Origin of the sequence: Hymenobacter lapidarius, assembly GCF_001816145.1 — a bacterium.
GTDB classification, from domain to species: Bacteria; Bacteroidota; Bacteroidia; order Cytophagales; family Hymenobacteraceae; genus Hymenobacter; species Hymenobacter lapidarius.
In genome coordinates this window covers 1-16,426 of sequence record NZ_MDZB01000114.1, presented here as the reverse complement: position 1 = coordinate 16,426, position 16,426 = coordinate 1, and the positions used below count along the sequence as shown (strand labels likewise).

Here is a 16,426-nt window from a genome sequence, read left to right as displayed (position 1 = left end):
AGCGGCTAGAAGCATTCAGCTAGGGCTCCGGCCACGCGGCGCAGCTCCGTGTCGGCCATGGCGGTGCCGCTGGGCAGGCACAGGCCGCGGGTAAATAAATCGGCGCAGACCGCGCCGCCGTACATGGGCGCCGTCTGGAACAGCGGCTGCAGGTGCAGGGGTTTCCAAAGAGGCCGGCTCTCGATGTTGTGCGTTTCGAGCTGCAAGCGCACGGTTTCGGGGGTTACGGCGGGCCGGGGTGGGGCGGCTGGGTCGGGGGCATTCAGGAGGATGGTGGTGAGCCAGCGGTTGGAGCGGCTGCCGGCGGGCTCGGGCGCCAGGGCCACGGTGAGGCCCGGCAGGTGGGCCAGGTGCTCCTCGTACCAGGCAAATATTTCGCGGCGGCGCTTCACCCGCTCGTCCAGCAGGCCCATCTGGCCGCGGCCGATGCCCGCCAGGATATTGCTCAGGCGGTAGTTGTAGCCCACTTCGGAGTGCTGGTAATGGGGCGCGTCGTCCTTGGCCTGGGTGGCGAGAAAGCGGGTTTTCTGGGCCAGCGCGGCATCGTTGGTAACCAGCGCCCCGCCGCCGCTGGTGGTCAGGATTTTATTGCCATTGAAGGAAAATACCCCCACGTCTCCAAAGCTGCCCAGCGGCTGTTTGTTGAAGGAGGAACCCAGGGCCTCGGCCGCGTCTTCGAGCACGGGCAGCCCAAATTCCGCCGCGATGGCCATGATTTCGGTAATCTTAGCAGGCATGCCGTAGAGGTGCACCAGCAGCAGGGCTTTGGGCTTTTTGCCTCGGGCCAGGCGGTCCACAATGGCTTCGCGCAGGCGCTCGGGGCAGATGTTCCAGGTCTCGACCTCGCTGTCGACGAAGACAGGGGTGGCGCCCAGATACAGAATGGGATTGGCCGTGGCCACGAACGTGAACGAGGGGCACAGCACCTCATCGCCAGGCCCCACGCCCAGCAAAATCAGCCCCAGGTGAATGGCGGCCGTGCCCGACGACAGCGCCACGCAATGCGCCGCCCCGGTCGCCCCGCAGATGTCGTCCTCGAAGCCCTTCAGGTTTGGGCCGGCCGGAGCCACCCAGTTGTCCTCAATCGCCTTGTGCACGTAGTTCATCTCGTGGCGGCCCAGGTGGGGGGGCGAGAGAAACAGGCGGTCGTGGTCTTGGCTATGCATTAAAATTTAGGTGTCAGTTTTTAGTTGTCGGTTGTTAGTCGTCGGTTGCTGATTGTTAGTTGTCAGTTGGCTCAGCACCAATATTCAGTGACTGACAACCAGCAACTAGCAACTAACAACCAATTGCCTTCGCCGGTACTCCCACTGCGGTGATGTTGGCGGGCAGGTTGCGCACGACTACGGCGCCAGCTCCGATGATGGTGTTTTCCCCGATTATAATTCCCTGAATAACAGTGGTATTGGTGCCGAGGTAGGTGCCCGCGCCCAGTTGGGTCGCGCCGCTCACGTTGGCGTGCGGCATGAGGGACGAAAAATCCCCCAGCACGGCATCGTGGCCGATTGTGCAGCCGAGATTCAGCAGTACGAAGCGGCCCAGGGTAATGTCACAGGTCAGGAAGCAGCCCTGCTGAATGATGCTGCCTTCTCCCACCGCGATGCGCTGCCGCGGCGCCAGGGCCACTTGCGGGTGTACCAGCACCGGAAACGACAGCTGCCCGGAGGTGAGGCGCGCCACAACCGCCGCGCGACTGGCCGGACTGCCCACGGCCACGGCCACGGCCAGCGGTTCGGGAGTGGCGTTCAGGTCGGCGCTGGTGCCCAGGTAGGGGAGGCCGGCCACGGTAGCGGTAGCCGGCGCGTGGTCGTCGTAGAAGCCGCGCACGTTCCAGGCCGCGGGAGCGGTGGCGGCGTTGAGCTGCTGGACCAGCAGCAGCACCTCGCGCCCCAACCCGCCCGCGCCAAAGATGACGAGCGGAATACCGGACTCGGCTTCTTCGTACTCGGAGAAAAATAACTGGGTCATGGTATAATCTACGGGGAAAGCGGAGGGGGAGGGGTGCCCCGAAAGGCCAGCGTGGTGACTTGCCCGGCGGCCGTGATGCCGCTGCCGCGCAGCACGCGCCCGGCGGTGCGCCACAAGATGTTCATATCCAGTCGCCAGGATACGTTTTCCGTGTACCAGACGTCGTAGGCAAATTTCTCTTCCCAGGAAATGGCGTTGCGCCCGTTTACCTGGGCCCAGCCCGTGAGGCCGGGGCGCACGTTGTGGCGGCGGGCCTGGGTGGGCGAGTACAGCGGCAAATACTCGGGCAGCAGCGGGCGCGGGCCCACTAGGCTCAGGTCGCCGCGCAGGATGTTCCAGAGCTGGGGCAGCTCATCGAGCGAGGTGGCGCGCAGCCAGCGGCCCAGGGCGGGCAGTCGCGCGGCGTCGGGCAGGAGGTGGCCGGCGGCATCGCGCCCATCGGTCATGGTTTGGATTTTGTAGAGTATAAACAAGCGGCCGTGCCAGCCCGGCCGCACTTGCCGAAACAGCACCCGGCCACGGTTTTGCACGGCCGCCAGCGCCGCGGCCCCGGCTAGCAATGGCAGCGTAAGGGCGAGCAGCGGCAGGGCCAGGGCCACGTCGAGCAAGCGCTTGCCGTGGCGGACGTAAAAAGAATCGGGAGCGGGCACGGCACAAAAGTACCTTTGCGGCGCAGGCTTTGGCTTGCGCCCTGCTCATGCTCGTGTTTCCCAACGCCAAACTCAACCTCGGCCTCTACCTCACCGAGCGCCGCCCCGACGGCTTCCACAACCTGGAAACAGTGTTTTTGCCCCTGCCCTGGACCGACGCCCTGGAAATTCTACCAGCCGAAACCGGCCATCCTACCAGTATTGCCCTCACCGGCCGGCCCATTCCTGGCAACCCGGCCACCAACCTCTGCGTGCGGGCCTACGAGCTGCTCCAGGCCGATTTCCCCCAATTGCCCCCGGTCCAGATGTACCTGCACAAAATAGTGCCCATTGGCGCGGGGCTGGGTGGCGGCTCGGCCGATGCGGCCTTTGCCCTTAGGGCGGTAAATGAGTTGTTTGGGCTGGGTATTTCCTCGGAAACCCTGGAAGGATACGCCCGCCGTCTGGGAGCTGATTGTGCTTTCTTCATCCAGAATAAACCCGTGCTGGCCGTGGAAAGGGGCGACGTTTTTCAGGAAATCGACCTGAGCCTGACCGGTACCGGGTGCGTGGTGGTGTACCCCAACCTGCACATCAGCACGCCCGAAGCCTTCGCGGGCATCACGCCGCGGCCGCCCGCGCACGCCTTGCGAGAGGCCCTCGCGCAGCCGCTGGAAACCTGGCGCGATATCGTGAGCAACGATTTTGAGCAGTCGCTGGCTCCCAAATATCCCGTGCTGGCCGCCATCAAGCAGCAGCTCTACGCCGCCGGTGCTACTTATGCGAGCTTGTCGGGTTCGGGTTCGGCGGTGTACGGGCTGTGGGCGGCCGGGGTGCCCGCCGCCATGCCGTGGCCCGCCGAGTACACGGTGTGGCAGGGCGTGCTTTAAACCGGCATGGCCGGCGTAGGTGCCGGGTTTTTGCCCTTCATCAGCCGGGCCACCAGCGGGTGAATCAGCACGCTGATGACGATGAGCAGCGTGCCCAGGTAAAAGCCCGTGGCCATGCGCTCCTGGCTGCCGAAGATGAGCACCGCCAGACCGATGCCGTACACCGGCTCCAGGTTGATGGTCAAGTTCACGGCGAAAGGGGAGAGGCGCTTCATCAGCTCCACCGAGGTGGAGAAGGCGTATACCGTGCACACGCCGGCCAGCACCAGCAGCCAGAGCCAGTCGTATCCGTGCCAGGCTAGCTGCAGCCCCTGGCCCTGGGTGAAGTACCGGCTATAAATGGGGAAGAACAGCACGATGCTCAAACACGCGCCCAGCATCTCGTAAAAGGTGAGCCGCAGGGGCGAGTGGGTTTTAATTAGCTTGGCATTGAGCACGCTGAACAGGGCCGAAAGCCCCGCCGACAGCACCGCCACGCCCAGGCCCAGCAACTGGTCCAGCTCGGCCTGACTCACCAGATACAGGCCCACCATGGTAATGAGGCCCAGGCCCACTTCGTAGCCGCGCACCCGGCGCCAGAGCAGCAGCGGCTCCAGCAGGGAAGTCCACAGCGCCAGCGTGGCCAAGCCCGCCAGGCACACGCTCACCGACGAGAGCCGCGCCGCCAGGAAAAAGGTAATCCAGTGCGCGGCCACCAGGGCGCCCACCGCCAGCAGCCGCACCACCTGGCCCGCCGGAATGCGCCACACCTGCTTCCGGGCCACGAGCAACACCGCCAGTCCGGCCGCGGCCAGCAGCGTGCGCCAAAACACCAGCTCCACCGGCGGCACCGTCAGCAGCTTGCCCAGAATGGCCGTGAAGCCCCACAGGAGCACAATGAAATGAAGCTTGAGGTAGTCTTTGGCCAATGGGTGAAAGTGTAAATAAGTGAGTGGGCGAAGGAATGTTGTAATAGGCAGCAGAAGTACTAGCTATGAATGCGTAGCGGAGGTTGACTTAACCATTCGCCCGCTGCTACTTCGGTACATACCGGTACAGCACCAGCCCGATGACGGTGAAAACCGTGCTGGGTACCCAGGCGGCAATGAGCGGGTCGAGGCTGCCTACCTGTGCGAGGTTGCGGCTCAGCATTACAAAAATAATAAACACGAAAGCCAGCACGAAGCCCAGCGCAATTTGCCCGCCCACGCCGGCGCGCGACTTCCGGGCGCTGAGAATAACGCCAATCAGGGTGAGCACCACGATGGCAAACGGGTACGAATACCGTTCGTACCGCTCGCTCAGGTAGAGCTGCGTGTCGTCGGCGCCGCGCTCAATCTTGGTTCGGATGAAGGCGTTGAGTTCGGGCAGGGTCATGGTTTCGGCCAGGCGGTAGGTGCTGGCGAAGTCTTTGGGAAAGAGGTTGAGCGTGGTGTCGCGGGCCGGTAGGGTTTGCAGCCGCTCGTCCTGCGGCCCCTGGAACGTGCGCACCAGCTGCGGCGAGAGCCGCCACACCTGCTTGGTAGAGTCCCAATTGATGGCATCGGCCGTGAGGCGGCGGCGCAGAATGGTGCCGTCCACGGTTTCGAGCGCGAAATGGAAGCCAATGTTGTTCACATTGTCGTAGCTATCCATGTAAGCGTAGTGGCGCGGGCCAATCTTGATGTGCACGTTGCGCCCCTGAAACCGGTATGGCCGCTTGGTGTACGCCCGCTCAAACGCCACCCGGGACTTATTACCAATGGGCAGCACCCAGCCCGTGAGCCCGAAAATGAGCAGCCCCACCACCGCGCCCCCAATGGCATACGGCAGCATCAGCCGCTTAAAACTCACGCCGCTGGCCAGAATGGCCACTATTTCGGTACGCGCCGCCAGCTGCGCCGTCACAAATACCACGGCAATAAAAATGGTAATCGGGGAAAGTAAATTGGCGAAATACGGGAACAGGTAGAGATAATAGCCGAAAATTATTTTCGACATCGACAGGTTATGCTGAATAAAATCGTCGTTTTTTTCAGTGAAATCAATAACGCAGATAACCGATACTAGAATAACCACCGAGAAGAAAAACGCGGCGAGAAACTTCTTAATAATGTATTTATCGAGAATATTCATAAGCAGGCTGTTAGCTTCTGATTTGAGATGAAAAGCTAGCGGCTGAAGGCAAGGTGAGAAGTGCGCCTGAGCTGGCGCGGCCAATGGGGTGACGGAGTGCAGTATTCGCCGGCTATTTGGTAAGGCCCGGCCGTAACTGCTTAGCCAAGCGAGTTATTGCCGGGCCTTATTCCGCTACCCACCGGGCATCATCAAAGATACTGCCCGGAACCAGCTCTATTGGCCAGCGGGCGCCGAGGCCGGCTCCAGCACACCCACGAAAAACTGCCCGTCCTTGCGTTTGGTGCCCAGGTAGAAACTATCGGTGCGGGCGATGCGCACGCGTCCCTGCCACGCGGCGGGCAGCCGTTGCGCCAGGGGTGCCGCGGCAAAAACCAGGGCGGGCAGGGTGGGCAGGCTGTCGGCCGGCGCCGCCCAGGTGGGTACTGCCCGGCCAGCGGCCCACACCTGCTCCACGTGCATTTCGTCGAGGGCCAGCCACTGCTTTTGTTGCCAGCTGGGCGTGGTGCGGGCCTGCGCCAGGCGCCGCAGGCCCGCATCGGCACGCCGGGCCCGCAGCAGCGGGTACACGGGCACCAGCAGCAGCATCAGCGCGCTCATAGTGAGGGCCGATGCGGTGATGAGCACCGTGGGCCGGCGCTGGGTCCAGCCACTCCAGCCCACCCACGCGGCCAGCGCGCCAAACACCAGCAGCGCGCTGGCGAAGGGCAGCGAAGCGAAGCCGAAGCTGGGCAAACGGACAACTCCCAGAAAGACCGGCAGGGCCAGGCAGGCCAGTACCAGCACCCCGGCCCAGCCGCGCAGCAGCCAGTTATCGGCCTGGGTCGCCTGCGAATGGCGGCTGGCCCACTCCTGTTCCCAGTAGCGCAGCAGCCCGGTGAGCAGCAGGGCCAGCGGCGGCAGCAGCGGTAGCATGTAACGCTCCTTTTTCTCGGGCACCACGCTCAGCAGCACCAGCGCCGCCACCAGCCAGGCCAGGGCAAACGCATACGGAATGAACGGCGCCGCCCGCCGCCGGGCATACGGCACCGCCAGAGCCGCCAGCGCCACCACCGCCCATACCCCGGCAAACACCGCGAAGTTGAAGTAGTACCACAGCGGCTGCACGTGCCGGTCGCCCCAGGAAGTGGCTTCGGTGCGGGCCACGGCGGCGGCTACGGCCGGCACGTGCTGCCAGATGTACACTGGCCACGCGCCCCCAATCAGGGCCATAATGACCACGGCCACCACCGCGCCGCGCCAATGGGCCCGCAGTTTGGCCCGGCCGCCCAGCTGCCAGCGGATGGCAAACACGGCCACAAACGGCAGCACAATGGTGTACAAACTTACCGGCCCTTTGCTCAGCATGGTGCAGCCCAGCAGCAGCCCGGCCCCTACAAACGACGTGTAGGAGCCCACCGGGCGGTTCCAGCCGCGCACCAGCAGCCACAGGCTGCCCACGGCGAAGCTGTTGGAGAAAATATCCCAGTGTCCCTCCCGTCCTACCGTGATGGTGAGCAGGCTGCTGCCCAGCACCAGCGCCGCCAGCCAGGCCGTGCGGCCGGGGGCCTGGGCCTCGGCCTCGGCGTTGCGGGTCAGCTCTTTGGTGAGGCCCCAGAAAAACAGCACCAGCAGGGTGGCCATGGCCGCCGCCGGCAGCCGCAGCAGGGCCGGGTCGGTGGTGTTGCCGGTGGCTTTCATCACCGTGGCCACGGCCCAGGTGGGCAGTGGCGGCTTGGCCAGGCGCAGCTGCCCGTTCATGGTGGGCACCAGCCAGGAGCCGCCCGCAGCCATTTCGCGGGCGGCCACAAAGTTGCGGGCTTCCATCAGGCCCACTTCCAGCGCGCCGAGGTGGGCGAAGAAATTGCAGCCGCAAACCGCCAGAATGGCTAGTAGCCGAACCCACTTTTGAGCAAAAACAGAAGCGCGCTGGGAAGTTGATTCCATGAATAGAGAGGCAATCAGGCCGCAAAAGGCGCTAATTGTGGGGCGTTAACTACCCTGCTAGTGGGCTGAGTGGAGTGGGCGCCTAGTCCTTTTGTACCGGGCGGTTCAGCAAAGAAAGCAGGCCCGCCACGTTGTCGGTTTCAATGGCATGGGGGCCAAAGGCCAGCTGCTTTTTCATGGTTCCCGCGCTGCGCCCGCCAAAGAGCACGAGCTGTATGCCGGCCGCGTGGATGCGGGCGGCCCGCTCGGGCGTAATCTGGTCCTTTTTCACTAGCACCGTTTTAATGCCCGCGGCCTGGGCCTGCATAAAGACGGAGTCAAATTTCACTACTATCTCCAGCGCTACGGGCACGGCCGGGAGCAAGGTGCGCACGTATTTCAACGTAGGCAATTGAGTGCTGGTAACCAGCACCCGACCAAGCGGCACCTGGCGCTGCACCAGTTGCCGCACCAGTTGCCGGACCAGCACCGGAGAGCGGGCAAAGGTCTTGGTGGGTGCGGCGCACACGTCTTCTTCGTGCAAGTCGAAGTGCAGGTAAGGGAAGGTAGCTTTTTGCTTGAATTCCTGCAGCAGCGTGTCCAGCGTCACCACCCGCTCTTTCTGAAACCAGTCATAAGGCCAGCCGCCCCGGTAGCGCAGCTGCGCCAGCTCGGCGGCAGGGTACTGGCTCACGCAGCCCGTGCCGCCGGCCGTGCTGTTGCTGAGCTCAAGGTCGTGGTAGAGCATCAGCACACTGTCCTGGCTGAGCTGCAGGTCCACTTCCACGCCGTCGGCGCCTTGGGCCAGGGCGTGCCGCACGCCCGCCAGGCTGCTAGGCGGCAGCGGATTAAAAGGATTGAACGGCGTGAAAAAGCCCGAGCCCGCGTGGCCCAGTACCAGCGGCCGGGGCCTCGTGCCCGGCAAGTCCAGGGCGGAGAACTGCCAGTCACGTAGCCACGTCCAGCCTAAGGTCAGCGCAGCAGCCACGACAAGAAGAATTTTGATTCGCATACTTAAAAAACAGCTGTTACGCGGTGGGGTGCCACTGCTTCGCTCGGTGGCCAAGTTTTTATTGCGGCACCTTAGTAGTGGCCAGCATCTGCTGCTCGCGCCGCATGAGCACAATGTTGCGCGCGTACACCACCGTGCCGAAGGCGTTGCCGAGCAGCAGCACGGCATCGTTGCGCAGCAGGGCGTAGGCCAGAATCAGCACCGAGCCCGCCAGGCTCACTACCCAAAACCCCAGCGGCAGCACCGACTCGCCCTTGCGCTCCGAATACAACCACTGGTACACGAAGCGCAGTAAAAACACGCTTTGCCCCACGGCCCCCAGCACCAGCCAGCCGCCCGGAATGGGGTTGTTCAGCATGGTCCAGAGGCTGAAATGCGGCGTGCCCACCACAAACCAGCTCAGCGCCAGCACCGGCACCACGTAGGCCCCCACCCGAAACACCTGCGGCAGCTTGCGCCAATCGCCCAGCAGCTGCAGGTTGCGGATGTAAATGCCGTAGCTGATGATTTGGGCCCCGAGGATGACGGGGTCGTGCCGCAGCATTCCGTAGCCTATCATCATCAGCGACGATATGAGGCTGATTTTCCAGAACAGCGTGGGCACCAGCACCCGCTTGGCCCGCTCGCTCTGCACCCATTGCAGCACAATGCGGCTCGAAAACAGCAGCTGCGCCAGCAGGCCGATGCCCAGCGCCACGGTTTCGGTGCTAAGCATGGTTCCCGGCGTACTGCTCGCCTATCTCGTAGTTTTTCCAGCGGCTGCGAATCCAGCGGAAGCCGAACGTGTCGACCAGCGGCTTCCAGGCCCGGTTCCAGAGGTTGTATTTGGCCGTGCCGGCAAAGCGCGGGAAGTGCTGCACCGGCAGCTGCTTCACGCGCCCGCCCTGCAGCTGCACCAGCGCGCCCAGAAAGCGGTGCATGCCGTGGAAGAGCGGCACGCGCCGGGCGTACTCAATCTTCATGATTTTTAGCGGACAGCCGGTGTCCTCAATGCCGTCGTTGATGAGCGCACGGCGCACCGTATTGGCCACCTTCGACGATAGTTTCTTGACCACCGTGTCCTGCCGCTTGGCCCGGATGCCGTTCACCATATCGAACTCCGGGAAGAAGGCGAAGAACTTCAAAAAGTCGAGGGGCGAGGTCTGAATGTCGCTGTCGATGTAGCCCACCAGCGTGCCCCGGCAATGGTCGACGCCCGCTTTGATGGCCGTGCTCAGGCCGCTGTTGTGGCGCAGCGAGATAAATTCGTACTGCGGCGCCGCCGTGCAGATGCCGCGTAGCAGCGCCAGCGACCCATCGGTGCTGCCGTCGTTCACAAACAAAACGGTGGTGGGCACCGGGGTTTCGGCCAGAAACTTGTTCATTTCGAGCACAAACTGCCCCAGGCTCTCCTCTTCGTTGTACACGGGCACCAGCACCGTGAGCTGCTGCCGGGCCAGATATTCAGATGATGACATAACTATTTTGCTGCATGAAAAGCCCCAGGGCCGGTGCAAGTTCGCTACGTTTTCGCCAAGCGTGGCAGCACACCCACGCGGCTGGCTGCCCTCAGGCTAAATAGAACAACTTCTGGACGTCTGGACCTGCTTTGGGTTGTGCACAAATACGCCCGATTTCGCAGCGGCCCAAACGTCGCTCTGCCCCTCACAACGGGGCCGTAGTCATACTTTTTCGGTCCCGTTGGTTTCACTCCGCCCACTCGCTTGCCATTTTCCACTGTTCTCGTCACCGGTTGCGCCGGCTTCATTGGTTCGCACCTGTGCGAGCGGCTCCTGCGCGACGGATACCGCGTGGTGGGGCTCGATAATTTCGACCCGTTCTACCCGCGTGCCATCAAAGAGGCCAACTTGGCGGCTTTCGCCCGGCACCCGCACTTCACCTTTCACGAAGCCGACCTGCGCCACGGCCCCGCCGCGCTGCCCGCCATCGCGGTAGATGTGGTGGTGCACCTGGCCGCCAAGGCCGGCGTCGGGCCCTCGGTGAAAGACCCCGCTTCTTACCTCGAAAACAACGTGCTGGGCACCGGGCACCTGCTGGAATGGATGCGCCAGGGGGGCAGCAGCAAGCTGTTTTTCGCGTCGTCGTCCTCCGTCTATGGCAACGCGCCCGAGCAGCCTTTCCGGGAGGATGTCAACACGCTGGCTACCTGCATCTCGCCTTGCGCGGCCACCAAGCTCGCCGGCGAGCAGCTCGTGCACACCTACCACCACCTCCACCTCCACAAGCTGGACGCCCTGAACGCCCGGTTCTTCACCGTTTACGGCCCCCGGCAGCGCCCCGACCTGGCCATTCACAAGTTTGCGCGCCGGCTGCGCGCCGGCTGCGCGCCGGCCAGGTCATTCCTGTATTCGGCGACGGCAGCACGGCCCGCGACTACACCTACGTGGCCGATACCGTCGACGGCATCGCCCGGGGCGTGCGCTACCTGCTCGACCACACCGGCGTGTTCGAAACCGTGAACCTGGGCAACCACCACCCCGTACCGCTGCTGGAGCTAATCGCCGCCGTGGGCCACGCCGTAGGCGTCAAGCCCGAGCTCACCTTTCAGCCCATGCAGGCCGGCGACGTCGACATCACCTCCGCCGACATCAGCAAGGCCCAACACCTGTTTGGCTACGCCCCCCCAACCAGCCTCGCCGAGGGCCTACGCCAGTTTGCGGCTTGGCTGGCAGCAGCGTAACCCCATCCCCTAGCCCCTTCCCCTCCTGGGGAAGGGGGACTAGTTTGTAGTACTACACGGCTAGCTTTGGCTAAAACTAAGGTTAGTTCCCCTTCCCCCGGAGGATTCCGCGCATCAAGCGGCGAGGGGCTAGGGGATGGGGTCATGCTACCTACAGCCGGGTCATCACCTGCTTCACCATGCGCTCCTTCCAGGGGCCAAAGGTGCCGGCCACGATTTGCTGGCGGGCTTCCTTCACCAGCCACAGGTAAAAAGCCAGGTTGTGCGCCGACGCAATTTGCGGCCCCAGCATTTCCTTGCACTGAAAGAGGTGCCGCAGGTAGGCACGCGAATAAAACGTGCTGGCGTGCCCGCCCAGCTCGGAGTCGATGGGCGTGAAGTCGGTGGCCCATTTCTTATTCGTCACGTTTAGGATGCCCTGTGTGGTAAACAGCATGCCGTTGCGGGCGTTGCGGGTGGGCATCACGCAGTCGAACATGTCCACGCCCAGGGCAATGTTTTCTAGGATGTTGGCTGGCGTGCCCACGCCCATCAGGTAGCGGGGCTTGTCTTTGGGCAGAATGTCGCACACCAGCTCGGTAATTTCGTACATCAGCTCGGCGGGCTCGCCCACGCTCAGGCCGCCAATGGCGTTGCCCTCGCGCCCCTGCGCCGCAATAAACTCTGCCGATTTGATACGTAAATCCTTGAACGTGCTGCCCTGCACAATCGGGAAAAGCGCCTGCTGGTAGCCATACAGGCCCTCGGTGCTGTCGAAGCGCTGAATGCAGCGCTGTAGCCAGCGGTGCGTCATGTCGAGGGAGCGGGCGGCGTAGTCGTACTCGCAGGGCCAGGGCGTGCACTCATCAAAAGCCATAATGATGTCGGCCCCAATCACGCGCTGAATGTCCATCACGCCCTCCGGCGAGAACAAATGCTGGCTCCCGTCGATGTGCGAGCGGAATTTCACGCCTTCCTCCTTGATTTTGCGGGTGTTGCTGAGCGAGTACACCTGGTAGCCGCCCGAGTCCGTCAGAATGGGGCGGTCCCAGCCGTTGAACTGGTGTAGGCCGCCGGCGGCGCGCAGCACGTCGAGGCCCGGCCGCAGGTAGAGGTGGTAGGTATTGCCGAGAATAATCTGGGCGTTGATGTCCGCTTTGAGGGTGTGCTGCGAAACCGCCTTCACGGTGCCAGCCGTGCCCACGGGCATAAAAATCGGAGTTTCAATGGTGCCGTGGGCCGTTTCTAGGCGGCCGGCGCGGGCTTTGGTCGCGGGGTCTTGGGCGAGAAGGTCGAAAGTCATAAAGTCTGAATCTGAGGCTGTCATCCTGAATGAAGCGCAGCGCAATTAAGGACCTTATCTATCTCGAACGATTAGCAGTAAACCAAATGCGACGAACCCGATAAGATGCTTCGCGGTGCGGACGCGAGATGGGCATGACGAAGCAAAGATACCGCGCCCGCCCGTCGTCCCGTACTTTTGCCGGCCCCTTCAAGTGTGCTTTCCCGTTGCAGTTCTCCGTACCCACGTCCCCGTTTTTCTGGTTGCTGCTTGCGTGCGTAGGGGTGCAGCTGTTTTACGCGGCGTATTTCTTCTGGCCCTTTGCCCGCCGCGCCCCCGAAGCACCCGCCGACGCGCCCGGACCCGATGCCGAGCCCGTTTCCGTCATCGTCTGTGCCCGCAACGAGCTCGACAACCTGCGCCGCCTGCTGCCCCTGCTCTTGCAGCAGGACTACCCCGCCGGCTTCGAAATCATCCTTATTGATGACCGCAGCGAGGACGATACCTACCTCTACGCCCAGCAGCTGGCCCAATACTATCACGACAGGGTGCGCCTGGTGAGCGTGGCGCGCACGCCCCGGGGCTTCGCGCCCAAGAAGTATGCCCTCACTTTGGGCATCAAAACCGCCCGCTACCCGCGCCTGCTTTTCACCGATGCCGACTGCATTCCGGCCACCAACCAGTGGCTGCGCCTCATGCAGCGCGGGTTTTCGGCCCCGGGCCAGTCCGCCGATTTAGTAGTCGGTTTCTCGGCCTACACCGAAGCCCCGGGCTTTCTCAACCAGCTCATTCGCTTCGAAACCTTGCTCACCGCCGCCCAGTACCTCAGCTTTGCCTGGCGCGGCTGGCCCTACATGGGCGTGGGCCGCAACCTGGCCTATACCCGCGCCTGCTTCACGGCCACCAAAGGCTTCGCCTCCCACATCCGCCAGCTTTCCGGCGACGACGACCTGCTGGTGCAGGACGCCGTGCGGGCCGGCCAGCGCGTGACCGTAGTGGCCGACCCGCCCGCCCACACCCTGAGCGAACCCGCGGCCACCTGGGCTGTATGGTGGCACCAAAAACGGCGGCATCTGTCGGCGGGCCGGGCCTACCGCTTTCCCGACCGTTTGCGGGTGGGCACCTTCTTAGTAGCCAATATGTTGTTTTATTTGGCCGCTGTTGTGCTAGTATTTTCACCAAACAATTGGATACCTTTGGCGGTCGTATGCGTCCTCCGAACGTTGTTCGTGAGCGCAGTGTACGCCCGCCTAAGTCGCCGCCTCGCCCAGTCCGTAACCGTCGGATTGCTCCCCGTGCTCGATTTAGTCTATTTCGTTCAATACCTGGCCCTGGGAATCTCGCTATTCCTCAACCGCACCCTTCGATGGAAGTAAATAACCAAGATATTCAAAAGCAGTTTTCAGCCAAAGCCAAGCACGACTTCAAGCTGATTCGCGCCGCCGTGGACCACGGCGACGAGAAGGCCTACGCCGAGCTGATGCACATCTACAAAAAGCCCGTGTACCACGTGGTGCTCAAAATGGTGCGCAATCAGGACGATGCCGAAGACCTCACCATTGAGGCCTTCGCCAAGGCGTTCCGCAACCTGCACAAGTTCAACCCCGAATATGCGTTTAGCACGTGGCTGTTCCGCATTGCCACCAACAATTGCATCGATTTTATCCGTAAGAATAAAATCAAAACCATGTCGATTGACTCCGCCATCAAGGTGGACAACGGCGACGAAATCACCATCGATTTCCGCGACAACGACCTGAACCCGGCCGAGCATGCCGTGCGCAACCAGAAAATCGAAATCATGCGCCACGTCGTGTCGCGCCTGCCCGATAAGTACCAGCGCCTGGTGTCGTTACGCTATTTCGACGAGCTCAGCTACGAAGAAATTGCCACCGAGCTCAAAGCCCCGCTCGGCACGGTGAAAGCCCAGTTGCACCGCGCCCGCGAGCTGCTCTATGACATGGTGAAGCACACCAAGCAGATTATTTAATCGTGAAAAAGCCTCGACGCAAGTCGGGGCTTTTTTTATGGATGAAATTGCCGGCCACTACTCGTCGGCCGAGCGCAGGTCACGCGGGTCGGGGCGGTGTTCGAGCAGGTCCCCAGGCTGGCACTCCAGCGCCTGGCAAATGGCGGCCAGCGTGCTAAAACGCACGGCTTTGGCTTTGCCGCTTTTGAGGATGGACAGGTTGGCCAGCGTGATGTTCACGGTTTCGGCCAGGGCGCTGAGCGTCATTTTACGCCGGGCCAGCATCACGTCTAGGTTTACGATAATGGGCATCAGATAACGAGTTCGGCCTCCCGGCTCAGTTCCACGCCGCGCTGGTACACGGCGGCAATCACCAGCAGCATCAGTCCAATTTCCCACCCTGGCAAGCTGGCTTCGGTGTTGAGTCGCACATAATGACTCAGCGGCTCGGCCAAATTAGGAGTATAAAAATCGGGAATCAGGGCGCGCAACGCTAAGTAGGAAAGCGCCTGCCCGAAGTAGATAGGTCCGAGTATCCAAAGCCCGAGAATGCGCAGGCGGTGAGCATTAGCCAAGGTAAACGGCGTGCTGGGCTTTACGTCCTGTAGTAATCTGTGCAGGAGCCAACTGACTACACCAAAAAAAACTACCCAGGCCAGCGATAGGTAATCGTCGGAGGCACCTAGGTATAGCAGGACCAAGCGTTTCCAAGGGCTGGGTTCTTCGTAGCGAAGCAACGGAGCCTGCGGGTCAGCCGCAACCTCGAAACCAGATGTTCCGGCGCGCAAGGCAGGCAGCGGGCCGCGCTCCGGGCGGTGGGACTTGCCAGCCGCGCCATCATAGAATCCCGCTACAAAATCGTGCAGAGCCGGAAACAGGTTTGGAGTAGTCGTATTCAGTACCAGCCGCACTTCCGGTTTTCCAGCAATAACATCCACCGTTTTGAACACAAGGATGAGGGCTGCTACTAAAGCTCCGAGTCTGGAGAGCATCACCAGTAATCGACACACGTGCAGCAATGAAGTAAGATGTAGAAAGGCCATTGGGATAAGAATGAGTGATTATGCCAGCAAAGCAAAACAATTATTATTGATAAACAATAAAAAAATATCATTTTTAAATAAAATTTTATTGAAGAATGATACGATTTGCGTCGAACTGCGTCGGCTGGTGAAGCATCTCAGTCCCGCATGTTCGCCTGCCGCCCGGCTTCCTTCGCCAGGGCAAACCAGCCGAACCGTGCAACTTTGCACCCATGAACCTCCTGCCGCATTATTTCCCCGAGCTCACCGCCCAGCAGCTGAAGCTGTTTAAGCTGCTGGAAACCGAGTTCCGGGCCACCAATGAAGCCATTAACCTTGTGTCGCGCCCCGATATGGAAAACTTCGAGGAACGCCACCTGCTTCACTCGCTGGGTATTGCCAAAGTCGTCCAGTTTCCCAAAGGCAGCGTCGTGCTGGACGTGGGCACCGGCGGCGGCCTGCCCGGCCTGCCGTTGGCCATCATGTTCCCGGAAGTGCATTTCCACCTCGTGGACAGCATCGGCAAGAAAATCCGGGCCGTGCAGTTCATGGCCGCCACCCTGGGTCTCGACAACGTGACCGCCGAGCAAACCCGCGCCGAACAGGTCCGCCAGAAGTTCGACTTCGTGGTGAGCCGGGCCGTGGCTCGCCTGGCCACCTTCCACCCCTGGATTTCCCACCGCTACAAGCCCCAGGGCGCCCCCGGCGCCGGCTTATATTATTTGAAAGGCGGCGACCTGACCGAGGAAATTGCCGAATCGGGCCTGAAAGCCAAGGTGACCAACCTGAGCGACTTCTTCAGCGAAGAATTCTACGAAACTAAAAAGGTGGTTTTCGTGGCCGCGAAGTAGGTAAGTTATTAGCGCCGGAAATTTTTGCTGAGCACTTATCAATAACGAAGCTGTTTAGAAAGTCGGTTTTGGGTTGATTTTTCGCAAAAAGAGGACGACAAAGGCCAGCCAGTGCCAGGCCAGCCAGTTGCCGACGCTGGTTTCG

At 62.0% G+C, this 16,426-nt stretch carries 17 protein-coding genes and 1 pseudogene; 6 read left to right on the top strand and 12 right to left on the bottom strand.

The features are described 5' to 3' along the window. Positions 1–5 precede the first annotated feature (5 nt). The 3 genes from BEN47_RS12510 to BEN47_RS12500 all read right to left on the bottom strand — a co-directional run bounded on the left by BEN47_RS12510 (position 6) and on the right by BEN47_RS12500 (position 2,618). On the bottom strand, positions 6–1,166 hold the full coding sequence (locus tag BEN47_RS12510) for a DegT/DnrJ/EryC1/StrS family aminotransferase (RefSeq protein ID WP_070728746.1): 1,161 nt from the start codon (positions 1,164–1,166) through the stop codon (positions 6–8). A 112-nt stretch (positions 1,167–1,278) separates the two neighbouring features. Further along, entirely contained in the window at positions 1,279–1,968 is a 690-nt protein-coding gene (locus BEN47_RS12505; protein WP_070728745.1) for an acetyltransferase, read from the bottom strand. Positions 1,969–1,976: 8 nt separating this feature from the next. Then, a complete protein-coding gene (locus tag BEN47_RS12500) occupies positions 1,977–2,618 on the bottom strand; it encodes a sugar transferase (protein WP_070728744.1) in 642 nt (213 codons plus the stop codon). A gap of 47 nt (positions 2,619–2,665) precedes the next feature. Here BEN47_RS12500 and ispE point away from each other — a divergent pair, with 47 nt between their 5' ends. Beyond that, complete coding sequence (ispE, locus tag BEN47_RS12495) at positions 2,666–3,487, top strand: 4-(cytidine 5'-diphospho)-2-C-methyl-D-erythritol kinase (RefSeq protein ID WP_070728756.1); 822 nt, start codon at positions 2,666–2,668, stop codon at positions 3,485–3,487. Here ispE and BEN47_RS12490 read toward each other — a convergent pair. From BEN47_RS12490 to BEN47_RS12465, 6 genes are all read right to left on the bottom strand, one after another. Next, a complete protein-coding gene (locus tag BEN47_RS12490) occupies positions 3,484–4,395 on the bottom strand; it encodes a DMT family transporter (protein ID WP_070728743.1) in 912 nt (303 codons plus the stop codon). The two genes, ispE and BEN47_RS12490, sit on opposite strands and share 4 nt — an antisense overlap. Positions 4,396–4,501: 106 nt before the next feature. After that, positions 4,502–5,581, bottom strand: a complete 1,080-nt coding sequence (locus tag BEN47_RS12485) for an LptF/LptG family permease (protein ID WP_070728742.1) — start codon at positions 5,579–5,581, stop codon at positions 4,502–4,504. A 216-nt stretch (positions 5,582–5,797) separates the two neighbouring features. Next, complete coding sequence (locus BEN47_RS12480; RefSeq protein WP_070728741.1) at positions 5,798–7,507, bottom strand: ArnT family glycosyltransferase; 1,710 nt, start codon at positions 7,505–7,507, stop codon at positions 5,798–5,800. Between the two features lie 82 nt (positions 7,508–7,589). Next, a complete protein-coding gene (locus BEN47_RS12475; RefSeq protein WP_070728740.1) occupies positions 7,590–8,498 on the bottom strand; it encodes a glycerophosphodiester phosphodiesterase in 909 nt (302 codons plus the stop codon). A 58-nt stretch (positions 8,499–8,556) separates the two neighbouring features. After that, positions 8,557–9,213, bottom strand: a complete 657-nt coding sequence (locus tag BEN47_RS12470; RefSeq protein WP_070728739.1) for a lipid-A-disaccharide synthase N-terminal domain-containing protein — start codon at positions 9,211–9,213, stop codon at positions 8,557–8,559. Beyond that, on the bottom strand, positions 9,206–9,955 hold the full coding sequence (locus tag BEN47_RS12465; protein WP_070728738.1) for a glycosyltransferase: 750 nt from the start codon (positions 9,953–9,955) through the stop codon (positions 9,206–9,208). The genes BEN47_RS12470 and BEN47_RS12465 overlap by 8 nt, the downstream gene beginning before the upstream one ends. 246 nt (positions 9,956–10,201) lie before the next feature. Here BEN47_RS12465 and BEN47_RS22125 point away from each other — a divergent pair. After that, a pseudogene (locus BEN47_RS22125) lies at positions 10,202–10,759 on the top strand (NAD-dependent epimerase/dehydratase family protein); the annotation flags it as partial. Then, positions 10,657–11,178, top strand: a complete 522-nt coding sequence (locus tag BEN47_RS22120) for a GDP-mannose 4,6-dehydratase (RefSeq protein ID WP_239691588.1) — start codon at positions 10,657–10,659, stop codon at positions 11,176–11,178. The pseudogene BEN47_RS22125 and the gene BEN47_RS22120, both read left to right, overlap by 103 nt. Before the next feature lie 151 nt (positions 11,179–11,329). Here BEN47_RS22120 and tgt read toward each other — a convergent pair whose 3' ends face one another. After that, entirely contained in the window at positions 11,330–12,460 is a 1,131-nt protein-coding gene (gene tgt / locus BEN47_RS12455) for a tRNA guanosine(34) transglycosylase Tgt (protein WP_070728737.1), read from the bottom strand. A 206-nt stretch (positions 12,461–12,666) separates the two neighbouring features. Here tgt and BEN47_RS12450 point away from each other — a divergent pair, with 206 nt between their 5' ends. Next, positions 12,667–13,815, top strand: coding sequence for a glycosyltransferase (locus tag BEN47_RS12450; protein ID WP_158010998.1), 1,149 nt, complete (start codon positions 12,667–12,669; stop codon positions 13,813–13,815). Then, positions 13,806–14,429, top strand: coding sequence for an RNA polymerase sigma factor (locus tag BEN47_RS12445; RefSeq protein WP_070728736.1), 624 nt, complete (start codon positions 13,806–13,808; stop codon positions 14,427–14,429). The genes BEN47_RS12450 and BEN47_RS12445 overlap by 10 nt, the downstream gene beginning before the upstream one ends. Before the next feature lie 57 nt (positions 14,430–14,486). Here the strand turns inward: BEN47_RS12445 and BEN47_RS12440 are convergent, their stop codons facing one another. After that, the gene (locus BEN47_RS12440; RefSeq protein WP_070728735.1) at positions 14,487–14,720 is read right to left on the bottom strand and encodes a helix-turn-helix domain-containing protein; all 234 of its coding nucleotides are present in this window, start codon (positions 14,718–14,720) and stop codon (positions 14,487–14,489) included. Continuing rightward, positions 14,720–15,451 carry a DUF2975 domain-containing protein gene (locus tag BEN47_RS12435; RefSeq protein WP_083322383.1) on the bottom strand — a complete coding sequence of 244 codons (732 nt, stop codon included), beginning with the start codon at positions 15,449–15,451 and terminating at the stop codon, positions 14,720–14,722. Before BEN47_RS12435 ends, BEN47_RS12440 begins: the two co-directional genes overlap by 1 nt. Positions 15,452–15,663: 212 nt before the next feature. Here BEN47_RS12435 and rsmG point away from each other — a divergent pair, with 212 nt between their 5' ends. Beyond that, positions 15,664–16,281, top strand: a complete 618-nt coding sequence (gene rsmG / locus BEN47_RS12430; protein WP_070728733.1) for a 16S rRNA (guanine(527)-N(7))-methyltransferase RsmG — start codon at positions 15,664–15,666, stop codon at positions 16,279–16,281. Positions 16,282–16,426 lie beyond the last annotated feature (145 nt).

Coding starts and splice junctions, on each gene's coding strand:
- BEN47_RS12480 (WP_070728741.1), bottom strand. CDS start 7,507: ATGGAATCAACTTCCCAGCGCGCTTCTGTTTTTGCTCAAAAGTGGGTT.
- BEN47_RS12470 (WP_070728739.1), bottom strand. CDS start 9,213: ATGCTTAGCACCGAAACCGTGGCGCTGGGCATCGGCCTGCTGGCGCAG.
- BEN47_RS12505 (WP_070728745.1), bottom strand. CDS start 1,968: ATGACCCAGTTATTTTTCTCCGAGTACGAAGAAGCCGAGTCCGGTATT.
- BEN47_RS12485 (WP_070728742.1), bottom strand. CDS start 5,581: ATGAATATTCTCGATAAATACATTATTAAGAAGTTTCTCGCCGCGTTT.
- BEN47_RS12475 (WP_070728740.1), bottom strand. CDS start 8,498: ATGCGAATCAAAATTCTTCTTGTCGTGGCTGCTGCGCTGACCTTAGGC.
- BEN47_RS12510 (WP_070728746.1), bottom strand. CDS start 1,166: ATGCATAGCCAAGACCACGACCGCCTGTTTCTCTCGCCCCCCCACCTG.
- BEN47_RS12445 (WP_070728736.1), top strand. CDS start 13,806: ATGGAAGTAAATAACCAAGATATTCAAAAGCAGTTTTCAGCCAAAGCC.
- ispE (WP_070728756.1), top strand. CDS start 2,666: ATGCTCGTGTTTCCCAACGCCAAACTCAACCTCGGCCTCTACCTCACC.
- rsmG (WP_070728733.1), top strand. CDS start 15,664: ATGAACCTCCTGCCGCATTATTTCCCCGAGCTCACCGCCCAGCAGCTG.
- tgt (WP_070728737.1), bottom strand. CDS start 12,460: ATGACTTTCGACCTTCTCGCCCAAGACCCCGCGACCAAAGCCCGCGCC.
- BEN47_RS12465 (WP_070728738.1), bottom strand. CDS start 9,955: ATGTCATCATCTGAATATCTGGCCCGGCAGCAGCTCACGGTGCTGGTG.
- BEN47_RS12440 (WP_070728735.1), bottom strand. CDS start 14,720: ATGCCCATTATCGTAAACCTAGACGTGATGCTGGCCCGGCGTAAAATG.
- BEN47_RS12435 (WP_083322383.1), bottom strand. CDS start 15,451: ATGGCCTTTCTACATCTTACTTCATTGCTGCACGTGTGTCGATTACTG.